The following is a 20079-nucleotide window of genomic DNA, read 5'->3' on the forward strand; positions in this document are numbered from 1 at the left end:
CCCAGTGCCAGGTTGTATTCGCGAGTACCGCGTTCGTCGGTGTTACCTTCCAGAACTACGCGAGCGCCGTTGGCTTTCAGGTCCTTGGCGTGAACGTCCAGAGCGCGCATGGCTTCTGGTTTCAGGTCAGAACTGTCGTATTCGAAGTAGAAAGTGGTGATTGCGCGCAGAGCAGCTTCTTCGCTCAGGGAGCCATCAACGGCACCCGTGTTTGCGCCGTAACCAGCGTTTGGATCTACAGCAGCGCCTTCACCGGCATTGTCGCCGCCTTTGGACGAGCAACCTACAGCTACAGCCATGGCCAGAGCCAGCGCAGCAAATTTACCAAACTTCAGCATTTCCATCGTGAAACTCCTAATGAACCCCAGTGTGTTAAGTAAAACGTAAAGCGCCGCGTCAGTTCAGGTAAGGGGACCAGGAAGGTTCTCTGACTTCGCCTTGAGCGGTAGGAAGCGGGAGCCTTACGCGTCCATTAATGGACACGAGCATCAAGACTCCCCGGCCCTGCTGGCGGGTGGCGTAGATTACCATGGTGCCGTTGGGCGCAACAGTAGGCGACTCATCAAGGTTGCTGTCTGTAAGGATTTTTACGCTACCGCGCTGCAAATCCTGAGCTGCCACCTTGAAGTTAGTGAAACCATCTTGACGATGGATCATGACCAGAGTCTTTTCATCAGCCGACAACTTAGGGTTGGCGTTGTAATTACCAATGAAAGTGACTCGCTCGGCGCCGCCACCATTAATGCTCGTTTTATAGATCTGTGGTTTACCACCACGATCGGAAGTGAAGTAAATGGTCGAACCGTCTTTACCGAAGAAGGGCTCGGTATCGATGGAAGAATCATTCGTGACTCGCGAGAGCTGACGCGAAGCCAGGTTCATCACATAAATTTCAGGGTTGCCGTCTTTCGACAGAACCATCGCCAGCTTGCTGCCATCCGGAGACCATGCAGGCGCACCGTTCAGGCCTTCGAAGTTGGTGATCTGCTCACGACGACCGGTGTCGATATGCTGAACGAAAATGCGCGGACGTTTCTGTTCGAACGAAACGTAAGCGATGCGCTTGCCGTCCGGTGCGAAGCGAGGCGAGAGAATCGGCTCACGCGATTGCAGCAACGTCACTGCACGGGCGCCGTCGTAATCCGAACGCTGCAGCGTGTAACGAGTGTTGTTGGCGGCGAAACGTTCGGCAGTGACGTACAGCATGCGCGTAGAGAACGCACCTTTGATGCCGGTCAGTTTCTCGAAAGACTGGTCAGCGATGTAGTGCGCCATGTCCCGGAGCTGGTCGGTGGTGCCCGACACATTGCCGGTCAGAACCTGCTGTTCGGTCGCTACGTTGAACAGTGCGTACTGAACCTGCAGGCGTCCGCCCGCGGGGGCGATGCTGCCGACCATGACGTATTGCGCACCCAGCGCTTTCCAGTCGCGGAAGATGACTTCGCTGGCCTGGCTAGGCTGGCTGATCATGTTTTCCTTTGGAATCGGCGAGTAATAGCCCGAGTTCAGCATGTCGTTGCTGATGATCGAAGCCATGTCTTCCGGCAATACGCTGCCGCCCTGCAAGCCAAACGGCACGATTGCGATAGGCGTGGCACGGTCACTGCCGCTTGTGACCAGAATGTTCTTTTCGTCAGCAGCGGCGAAACCCGCTGCGCAACAAAGAACGACAAGCAATCCTCGAAGAAGGTTAATCACAAGGCTAGGTCCTCAGGTGTGAATGTCATCTTGAATGAACGGTAAGGTGCGAAATCCGAAGGTTTCATACCCTGCATCTCTGTCAAACGACCAATATTCTTGACCGCTGCTACTGCCGAACTGTCGAAAGGACCATCGCCGCTGGATTTGGCTACGGTCACCGAAGAAACCGTACCGTCCGGCAACATGCCGATCTGCAAAACGACTGTCATGCCCTTGCGTGCTGAAGGTGGACGTGCCCAACCTTCCGCCGCTCGCGAGCGAATCAAGTCATCGAAGCTGCCGGCAACCTCGTCACCCTTCTCATCGGCCAACGCCTGTTGGCGTTCGGGTTTGTCGGAAAGCAGATCGGCCAGTGCCTGCGCCTTCTTCTCTTCCGCCGATTTACGGGCAGCGTCCTGTGCCTTTTTCTTCGCGTCGTCAGCAGCCTTTTTCTTGGCATCCTCAGACGCTTTTTTCTTCGCGTCTTCGGCGGCCTTTTTCTTCGCGTCTTCAGCAGCCTGCTTCTTCGCGTCCTCGGCAGCCTGTTTCTTGGCTTCTTCGGCGGCCGCGCGTTTAGCGTCTTCCTCGGCTTTCTTCTTCGCGTCGTCTTCGGCTTTCTTCTTGGCTATATCAGCCAATTGTTTCTCTTCTGCGGCTTTCTTGGCGTCGTCCGCCTTCTTGGCCTCGGCTTTCTTCGCGTCATCAGCCTTTTTGGCCTCATCCGCTTTCTTCGCTTCCTCAGCCTTTTGCTCTTCGGCTTTTTGAGCGGCATCGGCTTTCTTTTGTTCCGCCGCCTTTATCGCCTCTTGTTCAACTTTTTTCTGCTCCATCTGCTCGACTTCTGTCTGTCGCGCAGCGGATTTCTTCGCCTCGCCAGCGAGCTTCTGGTTGGTCTGGGTAGTCGCCTGACTTTTAGACTTCAACTGATAAAGCGTGGCCTGAACGATCGGCTTGGCTTCCGGCAACTCCGGCGTCATTGCGAAGCTAACGAACAACAGGCCGAAAATCAGGACGTGCAGCGCCACAGCCCAGACCGAGGGCCAGAAGTAGCTTTCCGAGGCTGACGGCTCTCGAATCGGCTGCATCAGGGCGCCTCGGTAATCAGACCAACGTTCCCGACTCCGGCCTTCTGCAACCCGCCCATCGTGCCCATCACGGCACCGTAATCGACGGTCTTGTCGCCACGGATGAACACCTGAGTCTGCTTGCCGGCTTCACGACCTGCCGCAATGATCTTGGTCACGGCGCTGGTCAGTTGCGGCAAGGTCATGGCCTTGTCCATCTGCTTGTCGGTATCGACTTCGCTGCCAAGGTTCCAGTAATAGGTCTTGTCAGCCTTGATCGAAATGGTCAGGACCTGATTGTTGTTGTCCTGCGGCAAGGCCTCGCTGGAGACCTTGGGCAGATCGACTTTCACGCCCTGGTTAATCATCGGAGCGGTCACCATGAAGATGACCAGCAGTACCAGCATCACGTCGATGTAAGGCACCACGTTCATTTCGGCGACCGGCTTGCGTTTGCTGCGTCGGCCGCGAGCGATTAAAGCCATTGGGAAATACCTGCTTAGTCTTCGCTGGTGTGCACTTTACGGTGCAGGATGGCCTGGAATTCGTCGGCGAATGTGTAGTAACGGCCAATCAGGTTCTCGCCACGAGCAGCGAAACGGTTGTAGGCGATTACTGCAGGGATTGCTGCGAACAGGCCGATGGCGGTCGCGATCAGCGCTTCGGCAATGCCGGGTGCGACGGTGGCCAGAGTGGCCTGCTGAGCGGTGGCCAGACCACGGAAGGAGTTCATGATCCCCCAGACGGTACCGAACAGACCGACATAGGGGCTGGTGGAACCCACGGTCGCGAGGAAAGGCAGGCTTTGCTCGAGCTTTTCTTCTTCACGGGAAATGGCGACACGCATGGCACGGGCAACACCTTCCATGACGGCATCAGGATCGACGCCAGGCTGCTGACGCAGACGGGAGAATTCCTTGAAGCCTGCGCGGAAGATCTGCTCCACGCCTGAATCCGGATCAGGATTGCTGCCAGCCTGACGATACAGCTTGGACAGATCGATACCTGACCAGAAGCGCTCTTCGAAGCTGTCCAGCGCACGGCGCCCGGCGCGCAGCATGGAGCTGCGCTGAAAAATCATGATCCACGAAGTGACCGATGCGGCCACCAGGATCAGCATCACCAACTGAACGACCACGCTGGCATTGCTGACCAAACTCCACATGGAGGAATGGTCGACGACGTTAGCTTCCACGCTGTATCTCCTGCTCTGAATGTGTACCCGCGCCGCTCTGGCCGGCAAAGGCCGCGCGCAGAGCTTCGGGAATGGCCCGGGGTTTCAAACTATCGGCGCGCACACACGCCACCAAAAACTGCCCTTCACAGAGCAGCACATTATCCACCGCCCGCCTGACTTCTTGCTGAAAGCGCAGGCTAACGCGGTTCAATTCGATCACTTCGGCGCTGACCAGCAGCTCATCATCAAGCCTCGCTGGCTTGTGGTACCGCGCCTCGCTGGAATGCACGACAAACAACAGGTTCTCGTCACCGGCCATGGCGGATTGAGCGAAGCCCAATTCCCGCAACCGCTCGGTCCGAGCCCGTTCCATGAATTTCAGGTAATTGACGTAATACACGATGCCGCCAGCATCGGTGTCCTCGTAATAAACGCGACAGCGATGTGCGAACGACTGAGCCCCGTTTTGCGCGCGCATACTCTAGTGCTTACTCCTCGGGTTGCCAATCCGGCCAGGCAACTGTTTTTCATCGTTTTTCATTGCACGGCAAGCGGTCATATTGCCGTGACTGCCGTCTGACCACCAAACGCCCGAATAAATCGGTCGATGCCGCTTTTATTCGTCGCCACTGTCAAGCGGCTCGTCCGAAACCGGACGCTCCCCCATTCGTGAAGGTATATTCAGGCCGAAGTGCAGATACGCGTGCCGCGTGACCATGCGTCCTCGCGGCGTGCGCATCATATAGCCTTGCTGGATCAAATAGGGTTCCAGCACATCCTCGATCGTATGGCGCTCTTCGCTGATTGCCGCCGCAAGGTTGTCGACCCCCACCGGGCCGCCATCGAACTTCTCGATCATTGTCAGCAGCAAACGACGGTCCTGATGGTCGAAACCGCGCTCATCCACATCCAGCAGATTCAGCGCCAGATCTGCGATGGCCTTGGTGATCTGGCCTTGCGCCCGGACCTCCGCGAAGTCCCGCACTCGACGCAACAGACGGTTCGCGATCCGCGGCGTGCCACGCGCCCGACGGGCGATTTCAAACGCGCCTTCATCCTCGATATGCAACCCGAGAATGCCTGCGGATCGAGATACGATCGTCGCCAGGTCGGCGGTGTTGTAGAACTCAAGACGCTGGACGATTCCGAAGCGGTCACGCAGCGGATTGGTGAGCATACCTGCGCGAGTGGTCGCCCCGACGAGGGTAAAGGGCGGCAGGTCCAGCTTGATCGAGCGCGCAGCCGGGCCTTCGCCGATCATGATGTCCAGTTGAAAGTCTTCCATCGCGGGGTACAAAACCTCTTCGACAATGGGCGACAGACGGTGGATTTCGTCGATGAACAGCACGTCATGGGGTTCAAGGTTGGTAAGAATTGCGGCCAGATCACCCGGTCGCTCGAGCACCGGGCCCGAAGTGCTCTTGATCGACACCGACATTTCTTGCGCGATGATGTTGGCCAGGGTGGTTTTGCCCAGCCCCGGCGGCCCGAAAATCAGGGTGTGATCCAGTGCCTCGCTACGCCCCCGTGCAGCCTGGATGAACAACTCCATCTGCTCGCGGACGGTTGGCTGACCGATGTAATCGGCGAGACTCAATGGCCGGATGGCACGGTCCAGTTGCTCGTCTCGATCACGGCCGGTGGCGGCAATCAGGCGGTCTGCTTCGATCACTTACATCATCCCCTTCAGTGCGCGGCGAATCAGATCTTCACTGCTCAGGTTCTTGTCTTTGATGGCCGTAATTGCCTTGCTGGCTTCCTGAGGCTTATAGCCCAGGGAAACCAGTGCGCTGATGGCATCGGACTCGGCGGTCGCGATCTGCAACGGCGCGCCAGGACCTTCGGACACCAGCGTAAACGTGCCCGGCAATGCGTCCCAGGCCTTGAAACGATCCTTGAGTTCGACCAGCAGGCGTTCGGCAGTCTTTTTGCCCACGCCCGGAACACGGGTCAGCGCGGACGTATCCTGCGCCTGAACGCAGCGCACCAGCTCGTCTACCTCAAGGGTCGACATCAAGGCCAGCGCCAGTTTGGGACCCACGCCATTGAGTCGAATCAATTCGCGAAACATCTCGCGATCACGCTTCTCGTAAAAACCGAACAGCAGATGGGCGTCTTCCCGCACCACCAGGTGGGTGTGCAGCGTCACCGTATCGCCCACATGTGGCAGACGATAAAGCGTGGTCATGGGCACTTCGATTTCGTAACCCACACCGTTGACATCAAGCACCAGGTGCGGCGGTTGTTTCTCTACCAACGCTCCGCGTAAACGTCCAATCACGAATCAGATCCTTTCCAGTAGCCCGTCACTGCGATGGACCGGGCCGAGCCCTGGTCGCCATGTTTGCAGGACTCACGTGAGCTGCAAGTGAAAATTTATAAGCGAATGATGCTATCAGAGACGCAGCCGACCACCACGACTGCGAGCGGTGTTCAGGCCATGCGGGATAAGACTCGAGCGGGTGTGCGCATGGCACAAGGCAATCGCCAGGGCGTCCGACGCGTCTATCTGAGGCTTTTTGGTCAGTTTCAACAGATGCATGACCATCATCATCACCTGATCCTTGTTCGCCCCGCCTGTCCCTGCAACGGCCTGCTTGACCTGAGTCGCCGTGTACTCAGCGATTTCCAGGCTTTCTTCTGCCGCGGCCACGATCGCAGCCCCGCGCGCCTGCCCCAACTTGAGCGCCGAATCGGCGTTGCGGGCCATGAATACCTTTTCGATGCCCATGGTGACCGGACCATAGGTCTGAATGACCTCACGCACACCGCGATAAACAATCTGCAAACGCTCGTGTAACAAGCCACTGCCCGTACGAATACAGCCCGAAGCCACGTATTCGCAGCCACGCCCGGTATCACGCACCACGCCAAAGCCGGTAATTCGCGAACCGGGATCGATACCAAGAATAAGAGTCATAACGCCTGCAGCTTGAGAGGTAAAGCGCACGATTGAACGCAGCATAAAGGCAGAAGCCGGAGGCCGATAGCGCTGATCGAGTCAACGCTCCGTGCCTCCGGCCTCAAGTCCAGAACAGGTTGAGGATCAGCCAAGCTGCTCCATCACCTCATCCGGGATTTCCGCATTGGAATAAACGTTTTGCACGTCATCCAGATCCTCGAGCATGTCGATCAGCTTGAGTACCTTTTCTGCCGTTTCCAGATCCAGCACCGCACTGGTCGTCGGCTGCATCACGATTTCGGCATCGGCCGCGACAAAGCCTGCGGCCTCCAGCGCGTTCCGCACGGCGTAGAAGCCGGCAAAAGACGTGAAAACGTCGATCGAGCCATCCTCGTGAGTGACGACGTCATCGGCATCTGCCTCCATCGCCGCTTCCATCAGTGCGTCTTCATCGACACCTGGAGCAAAGGAAATCTGCCCCTTGCGCTCGAACAGGTAGGAAACAGACCCGTCAGTACCAAGATTGCCGCCACACTTGCTGAAGGCATGACGCACTGCCGCAGCTGTCCGATTGCGGTTGTCGGTCATGGTTTCGACCATGACCGCCACGCCGCCAGGACCGTAGCCTTCATAACCCAGCTCGACCATGTCGTCGGCGTCGGCAGCGCCAGCACCGCGTGCAATCGCCCGGTCAATGATGTCGCGACTCATGTTGGCGCCCAGCGCCTTGTCCTGAGCCAGACGCAGACGCGGGTTCGAAGCTGGGTCACCACCGCCCTGACGGGCAGCAACGGTCAGCTCACGAATCCACTTGGTGAATATCTTGCCTTTCTTGGCATCCTGACGCTCTTTGCGGTGCTTGATGTTCGCCCACTTGGAATGACCAGCCATAACACGCTCCAAACCTTGAAACACTCACGCCCCGCTCAATATGGCGAACAGGGACGCTTCACTCGAATTCGTGCCCGATCAGGGCGGGGGAATCAGGACGAACCGCATGATCCGCCCTGCCCTTTCATTACTCGGCCTTTGGCGTTTCGCGCAGGCGGATGTGCAATTCACGCAGTTGTTTTGCATCGACCAGGCCCGGCGCCTGAGTCATGACGTCAGCAGCGCTCTGGGTTTTCGGGAAGGCAATGACTTCACGAATCGATTGGGCGCCAGTCATCAGCATGACCAGACGATCCAGACCGAACGCCAGACCACCGTGGGGTGGAGCACCGTATTTCAGTGCGTCGAGCAGGAAGCCGAACTTCTCTTGCTGCTCGTCTTCGGAAATACCCAGCAGACGGAATACCGCTTGCTGCATTTCCTTGCGATGGATACGGATCGAGCCGCCGCCGAGCTCAGTGCCGTTGAGTACCATGTCGTAGGCACGGGACAGCGCGGTGGCCGGGTTGGCCTCGAGCTCTTCCGGTGTGCACTTCGGCGCGGTGAACGGGTGGTGCAGCGCAGTGAAGCTGCCATCTTCGTTCTCTTCGAACATCGGGAAGTCAACGACCCACATCGGTGCCCACTCGCAGGTGAGCAGGTTGAGGTCATGACCGAGCTTGATACGCAGCGCACCCAGCGCCTCGCTGACGATCTTGAACTTGTCGGCACCGAAGAACACGATGTCGCCGTCAACCGCACCGACGCGATCCAGGATCACGTTCAGGTTGGCTTCCGGGATGTTCTTGACGATAGGCGACTGCAAGCCTTCGACACCCTTGGCGCGCTCGTTGACCTTGATGTAAGCCAGGCCCTTGGCGCCGTAGATGCCAACGAACTTGGTGTAGTCGTCGATCTTGCTGCGCGGCATGGTTGCGCCACCGGGAACGCGCAATGCGGTCACGCGGCATTTCGGGTCGTTGGCAGGACCGCTGAACACTTTGAATTCAACATCTTTCAACTGGTCGGCAACGTCAACCAGTTCCAGCGGGTTACGCAAGTCAGGCTTGTCGGAACCGTAACGGCGCATGGCCTCTTCGAAGGTCATGTGCGGGAAGTCGCTGAATTCCAGGTCCAGCACTTCCTTGAACAGCTTGCGAATCATGCTCTCGGTGAGACCCATGATGTCGGATTCGTTGAGGAAGCTGGTTTCGATGTCGATCTGAGTGAACTCAGGCTGACGGTCGGCACGCAGGTCTTCGTCACGGAAGCATTTGGCGATCTGGTAGTACCGGTCAAAGCCGGCGACCATCAGCAGTTGCTTGAACAGCTGTGGCGATTGCGGCAGGGCGAAGAAGCTGCCCGCGTGAGTGCGGCTTGGCACCAGGTAGTCGCGAGCCCCCTCAGGAGTGGCGCGCGTCAGGATTGGCGTTTCGACGTCCAGGAAGCCGTTGCCATCGAGGAAGCCACGGATGCTGGACGTGATGCGTGAGCGCAGGCGCAGCTTTTCGGCCATTTCCGGGCGACGCAGGTCGATGAAGCGATAGCGCAAACGGGTTTCTTCGCCGACGTCGGAATACTCGTTCAGCGGGAACGGAGGCGTTTCCGACTCATTGAGAACCTCAAGCTCGTAACCCAGAACTTCGATGGCGCCGGACGCCATGTTCGGGTTGACAGCGCCGGCCGGACGGGCGCGAACCTTGCCGGTCAGCTTGACGACGTATTCGCTGCGAACGCGGTCAGCGATGGCGAATGTATCAGCGCGATCAGGATCGAACACCACCTGAGCCAGACCTTCACGATCGCGGATATCGAGGAAAATCACTCCCCCGTGGTCGCGACGGCGGTGGACCCATCCGCAAAGGGTAATTTCCTGACCTTCCAGGCTTTCGTTCAGTTGGCCGCAATAATGGCTGCGCATCATGATCGTGTGTTCACTTCTCGTAATTCGGAATTCGGTGGAGCTCTCGCCCGTCGCCAGTGCGCAATGGTGCAGGAGCCTTGGCATGCAGTCCAACCCGATGGTCAGTCCCTGCCTTCCATAGTAAGGCGGGGGATTATATAGGGTTAATCAAGGCTGTGCAGCCGCGCGGGCCAATACCGATAAAGAAGTCATCCGGAGCGGGCGATTGCCGCTCCCGAACGACCTTGGCCGAACGCGGGCCCGCACGAAGCGAGCCCGCTGAAATGGGGGTATTGCCGGAATCAGGCGGAGGACAGCTGGAAGCCCTCGGTTTTCAACAGATGAGCCACACACACCACGCGAATCAAACCGCTGAAGTTCTTTACCCCGCCATAGCGCAGGTGCACTTCCCGATCAACGTAGGACAACACCGCATTGATAGAACAGCCATTGCAACTTGCGATTTCCGACAGTATGTTCCAGTACACCTCCTCCAGCCGCAGGCATGTCGCCAGACCATTGAGCCTCACCGAGCGCGAATGCGGCTGCGCCAGGTCCATATTGAAATTCTCGATAAAAGGATGATTCTGAATTTTAAGACATCGATGCACATCCCTGACGTCTCGTGCAGTATTTTGACCCATGAATACCCCTTGGATGCAGTTCCTCAACTCATCGTTGGAAACATTTGAAATTAAATACACAGCACGCCTATCAAGCCCTATTCATCGAGGCTTAGCCAGTAGAAGCAATACTCAGGGGGCGTAGGACATCGCCACTATTACAAGGCGATTTTTGAGAAACAATGCTTGAAAACAAACAAGATCATTAAAGGTGGTAAATATATATTTTTCCCATGTTTAACACCGAAACCAGAGAGAACTAGAATCGCTCAATTAGCATGACAATATAAATTGGCTTAAACGCTTCAGCACTTAAAGTCATTTGGAATTCTCGCGCAAAAGTATGCGTTATTTAGCTTTCCAATGACTGATGATTCAAATAGAGCACAAGGGATTTTTTTAACGTGTGAGCGGCACTGTGTACCGCTCACACCGGCAATTATTTGCCTTCAAGCATCGCCCGCAGCATCCAGGCCGTTTTTTCGTGGACCTGCATGCGCTGGGTCAGCAGGTCTGCAGTCGGTTCGTCACTGACTTTATCCAGCAGAGGGAAAATGCTGCGAGCAGTGCGTGCGACGGCTTCCTGCCCCTGAACGAGCGAACGGATCATGTCTTCAGCTGCTGGAACGCCTTCCTCCTCCTTGATAGACGAGAGTCGAGCGTAGGTAGAATAGGTGCCCGGAGCAGGGAAACCCAAAGCACGAATACGCTCGGCGATGGAGTCGACGGCCAGCGCCAGTTCGTTGTACTGCTCTTCGAACATCAGGTGCAGGGTTCGAAACATCGGCCCTGTGACGTTCCAGTGAAAGTTATGGGTTTTCAGATACAACACGTAGGTATCTGCCAGCAGGCGGGAGAGACCGTCCACGATGGACTTGCGATCTTCTTCGCTGATGCCGATATCGATTGCCATGCTTCATCCTCTTTAAATGACGATTTTTCCAATGCAACTGCCAGCCACTCTAGCAAGGCGGGAGCCGCCGCGCAGCCACCTGTCGGTATTTGTCCGCTATCAACGGCTCTGGATCGCGCATGCTGGATGCAGACCAGGCATGAATGCTCAAAACTGGAAGGCAACCACCGATCACAATCAGCCGTATCCAACGCGACTGATGGCTCTGGAACAAGCCTTTGCCCTTCCCCTCTGAATGCGAGCCAAATCGCCAGCATCAGCTTCGATCGTCGGCGCTAAGCGCTTGATTTGAGTAGCTCTCGGCTTTGCTGTTAAATACGGATGTGTCGCTACTGACGTGCCAACAGGCTGTAGCGCATAGGCTGGTTCGACGGTCGTGGGTCTCGCTTTCCTTTTTCAGAAGCGTACCGAACGTTTCCAGCTATTTCCTTTGCGATCCATCTTAAACGTGAGCCATCAAAATGTTGAAAATAGTCCACTTGCTAACGGGCGCAGCTGCCCTGCTGCTTTCATTCATACCTAGCCTGCGTAGTGAAGCATTGTCTTCTTACCTGTCTCAACCTGATGCGCTGTATCTGGCATTCTTCGGCCTGATCAATCTGGTGCTTGCCCCCGTAATCCCATACTGGAACAAGGGTCCGCGTCATCAGCTGCAAAACCTGGTCAGCGCATTGCTGGTTCTGGCCGTCGTTCTGCAAGTTCTCACCCTGCTCGTCCCACTTGAAACTATTGCAGGTCAACCCGCGGTTCTGGTCAGCCTCCTCGCGGTGGTCATCGCAGTCGCCGTTCATCTGGGGGTCAGCTTTTATAGACACACCCCATCGGCCGCCTCGCTGCCGCATGAATTGGGCCAACGCGATACCGGCACCGTGAAGTGGTTCAATACCTCGAAGGGCTTCGGCTTTATTTCACGCGACTCGGGGGACGACATCTTCGTGCATTTCCGTGCAATTCGCGGCGAGGGTCACCGCGTACTGGTCGAAGGCCAGCGTGTTGAATTCTCCGTCATGAATCGCGACAAGGGACTTCAAGCGGAAGACGTGATCGCCGCCCTCCCTCGGCGCTAGGCACTATAAAAAACCGCGCTCCAGGGCGCGGTTTTTTTAACCAACAGGCATCAGTAATGCGGCGGAGGAGCTTCCTCCTCAAGTGTTTCAAACTGCCCGCCCATTTCCTCCTGACGCTTGACCAGCGCAGCCATTTGCAACTGCATTCGGTCCAGGCTTCGCTGCTGAGCTACCAACACGTCATTGAGCGCTTGAATAGTGTCGTCCTGAAATGCCAGACGACTTTCCAGCTCCATGACCCGTTCGTCCAGGCTCATACCTGCCCCTCCACGAAAGTGAAATCGTCTAAAAGCACGTCTTTCAGACGAGCAATGATCGCCGCCGATTGATCCGTTGAATAAGGCACCGCGGGATGCTTGCCCCAGACTGGAGCTGGCCATGCCACGTCGGTCTTGTGACGAACGATCACATGCATGTGCAACTGACTGACGACGTTCCCCAACGCTGCCACATTCATCTTGTCAGCATTGAACAACCGCTGCAGCGTCTGCGACAGGGAGTTCGTTTCGCTCCACAGTTGCGCCTGGTCAGCCTCGGACAACTGGAATACTTCGCTTATATCCGCCCTGCGTGGGACCAGGATGAACCACGGATACTGTGAGTCATTCGACAACAACAGGCGGGACAATGGAAAGTCGCCCACGGGGACCGTGTCCTGCAACAAGCGCTGATCCAAAACGAACACTGATAACTCCTGACCGGTTGTAGATGATGTGCATCGACGGATGTGGCCGTCTCAGCACTTTAAGCATTCTGCGAGAAGGATACTCGGGCCAGCAGCGAGAATCACGTGGATTACCGCCCTCGGGGGGGCAGTTTGCTCAACCGCTGTTGATAGGCGAACAGTGCTGGTGACCCGCGGCGCACCAGCAGGGCTCGACGGACCGGGGGGCGCACTGACATGACGCATCGAACTGAGCGACTGCCGGCGGCGGAAACATACCGATATAATCGCTGCAGCTCTTCTGTCTCAAGGGTTTGCATGATGTTCGCGACACAACGCGTTGACTCCTGAGTCAGGCGCCCGAACCTCACAGGAACGCACGTCCCAATTTCATGCAAAAAACAACGTCTGCGCACCAAAACGACTCACATTGCAGATACCCAGGAACCCTACCTATCCGTGATTTACCCACTTCCTGTCTGTAACAGGTAACGTCAGTGACACTTTCAAGCGGTAACCTCATCCAGTCAGGTCCTCACAAGCAATTTATTTTATTTTTTTTACCCTTTATAAACATAGGGTTAGGGTTGAACAGACAGGTATTTACCTACCAGCGCAGATTTTTTTACCAGCCGTGGGAACTTTGTGCACGGTTGTTGCTTTGTCACACACAGGATCGAGAAGCACGGGCATAGACCTGGGCAGCGGTCGAAACGTAAAAAATGGCGAGCAAGCTCCTGGGGGCGTTCGGAATGGCTGGATCCAGATCCTTGCGGATAAAATCCAGTTCGTCGAAAAGTACTGCGGTAGTTAGGCGTCTATTGATGTGGAGCTGTTCAGTAGCGACATGGACAGGGCTGTTTTGCGACATCGCCGTAAAGAAATTGAAAGGATAGGTTAGTAACTATCGCCAATAATGTCAGCGTGCTATAAGTTTCGCCGACACCAAAAAGAAAGAGCCGCCCAGATAAAAAAACAGGTGGACGGCAGTACTCTTCTTAAAACCAAAGGAGCAAAGTCACGATGAGAGTGATGAAGTGGAGCGCAATCGCACTGGCAGTTACTGCGGCCAGCACCCAATTGGCATCGGCTGCGGCATTCGTGAGCGACCAGTCCGAAGCAACTGGTTTTGTGGAAGGTAGCAAGCTGGACGTCAAAGCCCGCAACTACTACTACAACCGTGACAAGAAAAACGGTGCTGTAGACGACAAAGACTGGACTCAAGGTTTCTGGGCTAACTATAGCTCCGGTTACACTCAAGGCCTGATCGGCGTGGGCGTAGATGCGTTCGGTTACGCCGGCTTCAAGCTGGACGGCTCCGACAAATACTCAGGTTCGGGCAACCTGGTTACCGACAGCCAAGGCAAAAACGAAGACAGCTTTGGCAAAGCCGGTGGCGCTGTTAAGTTCCGCGTATCGAAAACCGAACTGAAAATCGGCGACATGCAGCCGCAAAACCCGGTTTTCGCAGTCGGCGGTTCCCGCCTGTTGCCACAAACTGCTACCGGCGTGACTTTGCAGAGCAGCGAGATCAAGGGTCTGGACGTTGAAGCAGGTCGCTTCACTTCCGGCACCAGCCAGGACGAAACCAACCGTAACGGCGACATCTGGGCAACCTACGCTGGTGTGACTTCCAAGTCCGCTACCTACGGCGGCGGTAAGTACTCGATCACCGACAACCTCGGCGTTGGTTTCTATTACTCGAAACTGGAAGACGTCTGGAACCAGTACTATGGCAACGTGAACTACGCACTGCCATTGACCGACGACCAGGCTCTGGCGTTTGACGTCAACTACTACAACACCCAGGACACTGGCAGCAAGAAAGCAGGCGACATCAGCAACAACGCCTTCTCCCTGTCTGCAGCGTACTCGTTCCTGGCTGCACATACCGTGACCCTGGCCTTCCAGAAAGTTAACGGTGATACACCGTTCGACTACATCGGTATCGGCGACAACAACCGCGGTGGCGACTCGATCTTCCTGGCCAACTCCATCCAGTACTCTGACTTCAACGGTCCTGGCGAGAAATCCTGGCAGGCTCGCTACGACCTGAACATGGCTCCGTACGGCGTACCTGGTCTGAGTTTCATGGCGCGTTACATCAGCGGTACCGACATCGACGGCACCCACACTCCATCGAACAGCACCTACACCGGTCTGTACGGTGCTGATGGTAGCCACCACGAGACCAACGTTGAAGCTAAATACGTTGTTCAGACTGGCCCGGCGAAAGACCTGTCGTTCCGCATCCGTCAAGCGTTCCACCGTGCCAACACGGACGAGGGCGAAGGCGATGTCAACGAATTCCGTCTGATCGTTGACTACCCGATCTCGGTTCTGTGATTACGCTGTAATTCATTACTGAACAAGAAGAGCCCGGCCCAGTGCCGGGCTTTTTCGTTATCGGCGCAATCGTAAACCGGACGTGCCTAAAGCCCGCCCGCCCTGTACTCGACCGTATCACCACCGTACAATGCCAGGTCATTTCCCAGTCACAGCAACCGACAACGGCCGACCATGCGTACCAGTCAATATTTGCTCGCCACACAAAAAGAAACGCCAAACGATGCGGTCGTGATCAGCCATCAGCTGATGCTTCGTGCCGGCATGATTCGCAAGCTTGCTTCCGGTCTCTATACCTGGCTGCCGATGGGCCTGCGGGTTCTGCGCAAGGTCGAAGCCGTCGTTCGCGAAGAAATGAACGCAGCAGGTGCACTGGAAGTATTGATGCCCGGTATCCAGCCTGCGGAACTGTGGCAGGAGTCCGGGCGCTGGGAGCAGTACGGCCCTGAGCTGCTGCGCCTGAAAGACCGTCATGATCGTGATTTCTGCGCAGGCCCCACCCACGAAGAAGTCATTACCGATCTGGCGCGCAACGAGTTGAGCAGCTACAAACAGCTGCCCATCAACATGTATCAGATCCAGACCAAATTCCGTGACGAGATTCGCCCACGCTTCGGCTTGATGCGTGGCCGCGAATTCATCATGAAAGACGCCTACTCCTTCCATGCGACCCAGGATTCCCTGCAGGAAACCTACGACCGCATGCATCAGGCGTACTGCAATGTCTTCACTCGCCTGGGCCTGAACTTCCGCCCGGTGGTGGCTGACAACGGTTCCATCGGTGGCGCGGGCTCCCATGAGTTCCACGTACTGGCCGAGTCCGGCGAAGACGATATCGTGTTCAGCGATACGTCCGATTACGCCGCCAACATTGAAAAGGCCGAAGCGATTCCACGGGAGAAATCCCGTGGCGCCGCGACCGAAGAGCTGCGCCTGGTCGACACACCAAACGCCAAGACCATCGCGGCACTGGTCGAGCAATTCGGCCTGGCGATCGAGAAAACGGTCAAGACGCTGGTGGTTCATGCCGCTGAAGAAGGCAAGTTGATTGCGCTGATCATTCGTGGCGACCACGAACTCAACGAAATCAAGGCATCCAACCATCCGCTGGTTGCCAGCCCCCTGGTCATGGCGAGCGAAGCCGAGCTGCGCGCAGCCATTGGCGCGGGCGCCGGTTCTCTCGGCCCGCTGAATCTGCCACTGCCTTGCATCATCGACCGCTCGGTCGAACTGATGAGCGACTTTGGCATCGGCGCCAACATCGACGACAAGCACTACTTTGGCGTGAACTGGGAGCGTGACCTGCCAGTGCCGGAGGTCGCCGACCTGCGTAATGTCGTCGAAGGCGACCCAAGCCCGGATGGCCAAGGCAACGTCATCATCAAGCGCGGTATCGAAGTCGGCCACATCTTCCAGCTGGGCACCAAGTACAGCGATGCGATGAAATGCCAGGTGCTGGGTGAGAATGGCAAGCCTGTGACCTTGGCCATGGGCTGCTACGGCATCGGCGTGTCCCGCGTGGTCGCTGCTGCCATCGAGCAGAACAACGATGACAACGGCATTATCTGGAGTGACGCACTGGCGCCGTTTCAGATCGCCCTCGTACCGCTGCGCTACGAAACCGACGCGGTTCGCGAAGCCACTGACAAACTGTACGCAGAGCTGACCGCTGCCGGTTTCGAAGTATTGCTGGACGATCGCGACAAGAAAACCAGCCCGGGCATCAAGTTCGCGGACATGGAGCTGATCGGCATTCCGCATCGCATCGTGGTCAGTGACCGCGGCCTGGCAGAAGGCAATCTGGAGTACAAGAGCCGCACCGAGTCTGAAGCTCAGGCCTTGCCGGTTGCCGACGTACTGTCCTTCATCAAAGATCGGATCAAGCGCTGAGTCGATGGCGCACCCGCTTCTGGCGGGTGCGCCTTTTCAGACCTGTATTGCCTGAGTCAGGCCTTACCTGCACCAAGAGATCTCATGTTCAAGCGAAGTTCCTCAAGCCTCGCAGGCGCCGTGTTGTGCGGCAGTCTGTTCGTCAGTGGTTGCGCCAATCATCTGTCTCAACGCAGCGAGCATGAAGAGCGAATCGATCGCAAACTGCTCGATCACAGTTTTCAAATCGACGTCGGCGAACCCAGGACCCTTGAATTGCCGCAACGTCGGGTCCGTATCCACGAGCTGAAAACTTTCGATATCACCGAATATGATGTCACTCGTCATTACGATCGCTATACACCCTATCAGCCATGGCGCGAAATCTACGAGATTCCCCTTGGAGCCGTCGCCATCGTCGCGGGTGTCGGTGCCAATGTCGTCAACGTACTGACCTTTGGCAGCCTGCCCGACAGTGTCACGAAGGACTGGCTCGCTTACGGGATTGCGGGCATCAACCCGTTCATGAACGCCCCGTCCCACGGACGTGCTCAACAGAATCTGGCCGGTATCGACGAGACGCAGCGCGATCACCGCGTCGAGCACTCCAGTCTGCCGTGGAGCGAAAGTCCGGTTGAAATCAAGACAGGCAAGGACACCAGTGAGCTGACCACTGACCGCAGTGGCGTGCTACGCATCAACTTGCTGGACAGCCCGTTCGCTGAGCAGGACCTGAGCCACATCACCCAGTTGGGCCTGAAAGTAGAGGATGAACAGAGCAATGTGCAGGCGACCGCCATCCTGCCACTGAGCAAGTCGTTACGCGGCAAGCTGCTGGAGGCTCACGACCTGATCTACGACGATCTTGAAGACGATGAAGTCAGCCAGTGGGTACACCGGGTCAAACGTCTGTCGGAACTGGGCCTGGAAGAAGAGGCCAGCGATCTTGAACAATCCCTGATCGAAATGACCCGAAACGACCCCCAACTGCAGCATGAATTTCTGCGCTCGCTGGCCAAGGATGCTGGCCGTCTGGTTGCCGTTCCTGTCGGCAGCGAATAGCGATTCGATCAGTTGAACAGCTGAAGCTGTTCGTGGGTGGCGCGCAGATCATGCAAGCGCACGCCTATCCCGAGCAATCGCACCGGTTTACCACCGCGTGCGAATGCCTGGGTGAGCAATTGCTCGTAACTCCCCAGATCCCGGCCGGCACCCGCCTGCTCGAGCGTCGTCTGGGTAAAATCGTGGAACTTCACCTTCACGAATGGCTTTCCCGGCCGGTAGAGCGTATCGATGCGCGCGATGCGACCATTGAGGGTCTCAAGAAGCGCCGGCAACTTTTCCAGGCAACTCGCCAGATCAGGCAGATCGGCGTCATAGGTGTTCTCCACGCTGACCGACTGACGACGACTGTCATTCTGCACCGGGCGATCGTCGATTCCATGGGCCAGGTGCCAAAGCCGCTCCCCGAATGAGCCGAACTCACGTACCAGTGATAATTTGCTCCAGCCACGCAGATCTGCACAACTGATGATGCCCTGCCGCCCAAGCTTGTCAGCCGTCACCTTACCCACGCCATGCAGCTTGGAAACGGGAAGCTCGGCGACGAAGTCCTCCACTTGGTCCGGTGTGATCACGAAAAGGCCATTTGGCTTTCTCCAGTCGCTGGCGATCTTGGCCAGAAACTTGTTGGGCGCCACGCCCGCCGACACCGTAATGTGCAACTGACTGGACACACGCCTGCGGATGTCCTGCGCGATGCGCGTGGCACTTCCGGAGAAATGGCCGCATTCGGAAACATCGAGATAGGCCTCATCGAGCGACAACGGCTCGATCAGATCGGTGTAATCGCGAAAGATCGTGTGAATCTCCTTTGAGGCTTCTTTATAGGCATCCATCCGCGGCTTGACGATGGTCAGGTCCGGGCACAGAGACAATGCGTGTCGCGATGACATTGCCGAACGAACTCCATAGGCGCGAGCTTCGTAGTTGCAAGTAGCGATGACCCCGCGACGATCCGCCGAACCACCCACGGCCAGTGGCTTGCCTGCCAGGCGCGGGTCGTCGCGCATCTCGATGGCGGCGTAGAAGCAGTCACAGTCGATATGGATGATTTTGCGCTGCGGCATAACGGACGGTCGTAGGAATCGGGTCGCGCAGTATCTCACTCACGTAAGGGTCTGACACTCACTACGGCAAATGGTCTTGCAGAATGCACAAGCAAATAACCTGACCGCCCTGTCAGGCCCGTGCGGCAAGCCCTCGCGCTGCTTTGAAGCCCTTATCAGCCGCTAACCTTTTGAAGAAAAAGCACTTTTTTCCGGCGAATGCTTGACAGTCCTGCGTTCCTCTGTAGAATGCCGCCACACAGACGCGGGATGGAGCAGTCTGGTAGCTCGTCGGGCTCATAACCCGAAGGTCGTCGGTTCAAATCCGGCTCCCGCAACCAAACATCAAAAAAGGCTACTCGATAGAGTGGCCTTTTTTGTGCGCGCCTGTTTTCCTGCCGTTCTTCGCCTTTAATACAACTGAAACACTGCTCGCCGATGATGGCCACCTGCCGATAGGTGCCTGTCGCGATAAAAGCCTTGTCGGACTGCTACTTAGGCGTACCAATACAACGAATGCGGTTAATTTGTCGATCTCGAGCATTAAAGGTTGACACCTCGTCGTTCGACTGTAGAATGCCGCCACACAGACGCGGGATGGAGCAGTCTGGTAGCTCGTCGGGCTCATAACCCGAAGGTCGTCGGTTCAAATCCGGCTCCCGCAACCAACATCAAAAAAGGCTACTCGAAAGAGTGGCCTTTTTTTTGCCCCGACGAAAAGTGCGCGAACAGCATGGACAAACGCTGGTCACATTTCGTTGTCGGGAAGGTTTCATTCTGATCCCGGAGGGTTGTTACTGTATGTTGCCGCTCGCGACAGTTTTTGTCCGTCCTGCCGATACGCTTGCCAGTAACTGAACCTAGACTGAATGGTCACCGAAACGTATCTGCCG

Annotated in this window: 20 protein-coding genes, 2 tRNA genes and 1 pseudogene; 7 read left to right on the top strand and 16 right to left on the bottom strand. The window is 56.6% G+C overall.

Annotation, left to right across the window (positions count from 1 at the left end; all coding sequences use genetic code 11):
• From D3M70_RS09255 to D3M70_RS09315, 13 genes are all read right to left on the bottom strand, one after another.
• A partial coding sequence (locus D3M70_RS09255; protein WP_256659801.1) for an OmpA family protein occupies window positions 1-344 on the bottom strand: 344 nt, incomplete at its 3' end.
• 52 nt (window positions 345-396) lie between these two features.
• Window positions 397-1698, bottom strand: coding sequence for a Tol-Pal system beta propeller repeat protein TolB (tolB, locus tag D3M70_RS09260; RefSeq protein WP_120125474.1), 1302 nt, complete (start codon window positions 1696-1698; stop codon window positions 397-399).
• Complete coding sequence (gene tolA, locus D3M70_RS09265; protein WP_120125475.1) at window positions 1695-2765, bottom strand: cell envelope integrity protein TolA; 1071 nt, start codon at window positions 2763-2765, stop codon at window positions 1695-1697. Before tolA ends, tolB begins: the two co-directional genes overlap by 4 nt.
• Window positions 2765-3229: a protein TolR gene (tolR, locus tag D3M70_RS09270; protein WP_062382730.1), complete on the bottom strand. Its 465-nt coding sequence runs from the start codon at window positions 3227-3229 to the stop codon at window positions 2765-2767. The genes tolA and tolR overlap by 1 nt, the downstream gene beginning before the upstream one ends.
• 14 nt (window positions 3230-3243) lie before the next feature.
• Complete coding sequence (gene tolQ / locus D3M70_RS09275) at window positions 3244-3939, bottom strand: protein TolQ (RefSeq protein ID WP_081565917.1); 696 nt, start codon at window positions 3937-3939, stop codon at window positions 3244-3246.
• On the bottom strand, window positions 3929-4399 hold the full coding sequence (gene ybgC, locus D3M70_RS09280; RefSeq protein ID WP_120125476.1) for a tol-pal system-associated acyl-CoA thioesterase: 471 nt from the start codon (window positions 4397-4399) through the stop codon (window positions 3929-3931). Before ybgC ends, tolQ begins: the two co-directional genes overlap by 11 nt.
• A gap of 138 nt (window positions 4400-4537) precedes the next feature.
• On the bottom strand, window positions 4538-5593 hold the full coding sequence (gene ruvB / locus D3M70_RS09285; RefSeq protein WP_120125477.1) for a Holliday junction branch migration DNA helicase RuvB: 1056 nt from the start codon (window positions 5591-5593) through the stop codon (window positions 4538-4540).
• Window positions 5594-6202: a Holliday junction branch migration protein RuvA gene (ruvA, locus tag D3M70_RS09290; protein ID WP_120125478.1), complete on the bottom strand. Its 609-nt coding sequence runs from the start codon at window positions 6200-6202 to the stop codon at window positions 5594-5596.
• 114 nt (window positions 6203-6316) lie between these two features.
• Window positions 6317-6841 (bottom strand): crossover junction endodeoxyribonuclease RuvC, encoded by a 525-nt coding sequence (gene ruvC / locus D3M70_RS09295; RefSeq protein WP_120125479.1) that lies wholly within the window; start codon window positions 6839-6841, stop codon window positions 6317-6319.
• Between the two features lie 126 nt (window positions 6842-6967).
• Complete coding sequence (locus tag D3M70_RS09300; RefSeq protein ID WP_120125480.1) at window positions 6968-7714, bottom strand: YebC/PmpR family DNA-binding transcriptional regulator; 747 nt, start codon at window positions 7712-7714, stop codon at window positions 6968-6970.
• Window positions 7715-7841: 127 nt separating this feature from the next.
• Window positions 7842-9617, bottom strand: a complete 1776-nt coding sequence (aspS, locus tag D3M70_RS09305) for an aspartate--tRNA ligase (protein ID WP_120125481.1) — start codon at window positions 9615-9617, stop codon at window positions 7842-7844.
• Window positions 9618-9898: 281 nt separating this feature from the next.
• On the bottom strand, window positions 9899-10240 hold the full coding sequence (locus D3M70_RS09310) for a ribbon-helix-helix domain-containing protein (protein WP_120125482.1): 342 nt from the start codon (window positions 10238-10240) through the stop codon (window positions 9899-9901).
• Window positions 10241-10658: 418 nt separating this feature from the next.
• Window positions 10659-11132 (bottom strand): Dps family protein, encoded by a 474-nt coding sequence (locus tag D3M70_RS09315; protein ID WP_120125483.1) that lies wholly within the window; start codon window positions 11130-11132, stop codon window positions 10659-10661.
• 461 nt (window positions 11133-11593) lie between these two features.
• Here D3M70_RS09315 and D3M70_RS34120 point away from each other — a divergent pair.
• Together D3M70_RS34120 and D3M70_RS34125 are read left to right on the top strand one after the other, a co-directional pair.
• Window positions 11594-11917 (top strand): annotated as a pseudogene (locus D3M70_RS34120) (cold shock domain-containing protein membrane protein); the annotation flags it as partial.
• A 60-nt stretch (window positions 11918-11977) separates the two neighbouring features.
• Window positions 11978-12199 carry a cold-shock protein gene (locus tag D3M70_RS34125; protein ID WP_218568412.1) on the top strand — a complete coding sequence of 74 codons (222 nt, stop codon included), beginning with the start codon at window positions 11978-11980 and terminating at the stop codon, window positions 12197-12199.
• 50 nt (window positions 12200-12249) lie between these two features.
• On the opposite strand, the gene D3M70_RS09325 is transcribed toward D3M70_RS34125, so the two are convergent.
• Together D3M70_RS09325 and D3M70_RS09330 are read right to left on the bottom strand one after the other, a co-directional pair.
• The gene (locus D3M70_RS09325; protein WP_120125485.1) at window positions 12250-12456 is read right to left on the bottom strand and encodes a SlyX family protein; all 207 of its coding nucleotides are present in this window, start codon (window positions 12454-12456) and stop codon (window positions 12250-12252) included.
• The gene (locus tag D3M70_RS09330) at window positions 12453-12884 is read right to left on the bottom strand and encodes an HIT domain-containing protein (protein WP_120125486.1); all 432 of its coding nucleotides are present in this window, start codon (window positions 12882-12884) and stop codon (window positions 12453-12455) included. Before D3M70_RS09330 ends, D3M70_RS09325 begins: the two co-directional genes overlap by 4 nt.
• A 1002-nt stretch (window positions 12885-13886) precedes the next feature.
• Here D3M70_RS09330 and D3M70_RS09335 point away from each other — a divergent pair.
• The 3 genes from D3M70_RS09335 (at window position 13887) to D3M70_RS09345 (ending at window position 18140) form a co-directional block, all read left to right on the top strand.
• Entirely contained in the window at window positions 13887-15209 is a 1323-nt protein-coding gene (locus tag D3M70_RS09335) for an OprD family porin (protein WP_120125487.1), read from the top strand.
• Between the two features lie 174 nt (window positions 15210-15383).
• Window positions 15384-17099 (top strand): proline--tRNA ligase, encoded by a 1716-nt coding sequence (locus D3M70_RS09340; RefSeq protein WP_120125488.1) that lies wholly within the window; start codon window positions 15384-15386, stop codon window positions 17097-17099.
• An 84-nt stretch (window positions 17100-17183) separates the two neighbouring features.
• Window positions 17184-18140: a hypothetical protein gene (locus D3M70_RS09345; protein WP_120125489.1), complete on the top strand. Its 957-nt coding sequence runs from the start codon at window positions 17184-17186 to the stop codon at window positions 18138-18140.
• A gap of 8 nt (window positions 18141-18148) precedes the next feature.
• On the opposite strand, the gene dinB is transcribed toward D3M70_RS09345, so the two are convergent.
• Window positions 18149-19207 (bottom strand): DNA polymerase IV, encoded by a 1059-nt coding sequence (gene dinB / locus D3M70_RS09350; protein ID WP_120125490.1) that lies wholly within the window; start codon window positions 19205-19207, stop codon window positions 18149-18151.
• 243 nt (window positions 19208-19450) lie between these two features.
• On the opposite strand from dinB, the gene D3M70_RS09355 reads away from it, so the two are divergent.
• A tRNA-Met gene (locus D3M70_RS09355) sits at window positions 19451-19527 on the top strand.
• Between the two features lie 250 nt (window positions 19528-19777).
• A tRNA-Met gene (locus D3M70_RS09360) sits at window positions 19778-19854 on the top strand.
• Window positions 19855-20079 lie beyond the last annotated feature (225 nt).

Source organism: Pseudomonas sp. LS-2, assembly GCF_003605735.1.
Classification (GTDB): Bacteria; Pseudomonadota; Gammaproteobacteria; order Pseudomonadales; family Pseudomonadaceae; genus Aquipseudomonas.

Coding starts and splice junctions, on each gene's coding strand:
- ybgC (WP_120125476.1), bottom strand. CDS start 4,399: ATGCGCGCGCAAAACGGGGCTCAGTCGTTCGCACATCGCTGTCGCGTT.
- dinB (WP_120125490.1), bottom strand. CDS start 19,207: ATGCCGCAGCGCAAAATCATCCATATCGACTGTGACTGCTTCTACGCC.
- aspS (WP_120125481.1), bottom strand. CDS start 9,617: ATGATGCGCAGCCATTATTGCGGCCAACTGAACGAAAGCCTGGAAGGT.
- D3M70_RS09300 (WP_120125480.1), bottom strand. CDS start 7,714: ATGGCTGGTCATTCCAAGTGGGCGAACATCAAGCACCGCAAAGAGCGT.
- D3M70_RS09345 (WP_120125489.1), top strand. CDS start 17,184: ATGTTCAAGCGAAGTTCCTCAAGCCTCGCAGGCGCCGTGTTGTGCGGC.
- D3M70_RS09315 (WP_120125483.1), bottom strand. CDS start 11,132: ATGGCAATCGATATCGGCATCAGCGAAGAAGATCGCAAGTCCATCGTG.
- ruvC (WP_120125479.1), bottom strand. CDS start 6,841: ATGACTCTTATTCTTGGTATCGATCCCGGTTCGCGAATTACCGGCTTT.
- D3M70_RS09325 (WP_120125485.1), bottom strand. CDS start 12,456: ATGAGCCTGGACGAACGGGTCATGGAGCTGGAAAGTCGTCTGGCATTT.
- tolR (WP_062382730.1), bottom strand. CDS start 3,229: ATGGCTTTAATCGCTCGCGGCCGACGCAGCAAACGCAAGCCGGTCGCC.
- D3M70_RS09340 (WP_120125488.1), top strand. CDS start 15,384: ATGCGTACCAGTCAATATTTGCTCGCCACACAAAAAGAAACGCCAAAC.
- D3M70_RS09335 (WP_120125487.1), top strand. CDS start 13,887: ATGAGAGTGATGAAGTGGAGCGCAATCGCACTGGCAGTTACTGCGGCC.
- tolA (WP_120125475.1), bottom strand. CDS start 2,765: ATGCAGCCGATTCGAGAGCCGTCAGCCTCGGAAAGCTACTTCTGGCCC.
- D3M70_RS09310 (WP_120125482.1), bottom strand. CDS start 10,240: ATGGGTCAAAATACTGCACGAGACGTCAGGGATGTGCATCGATGTCTT.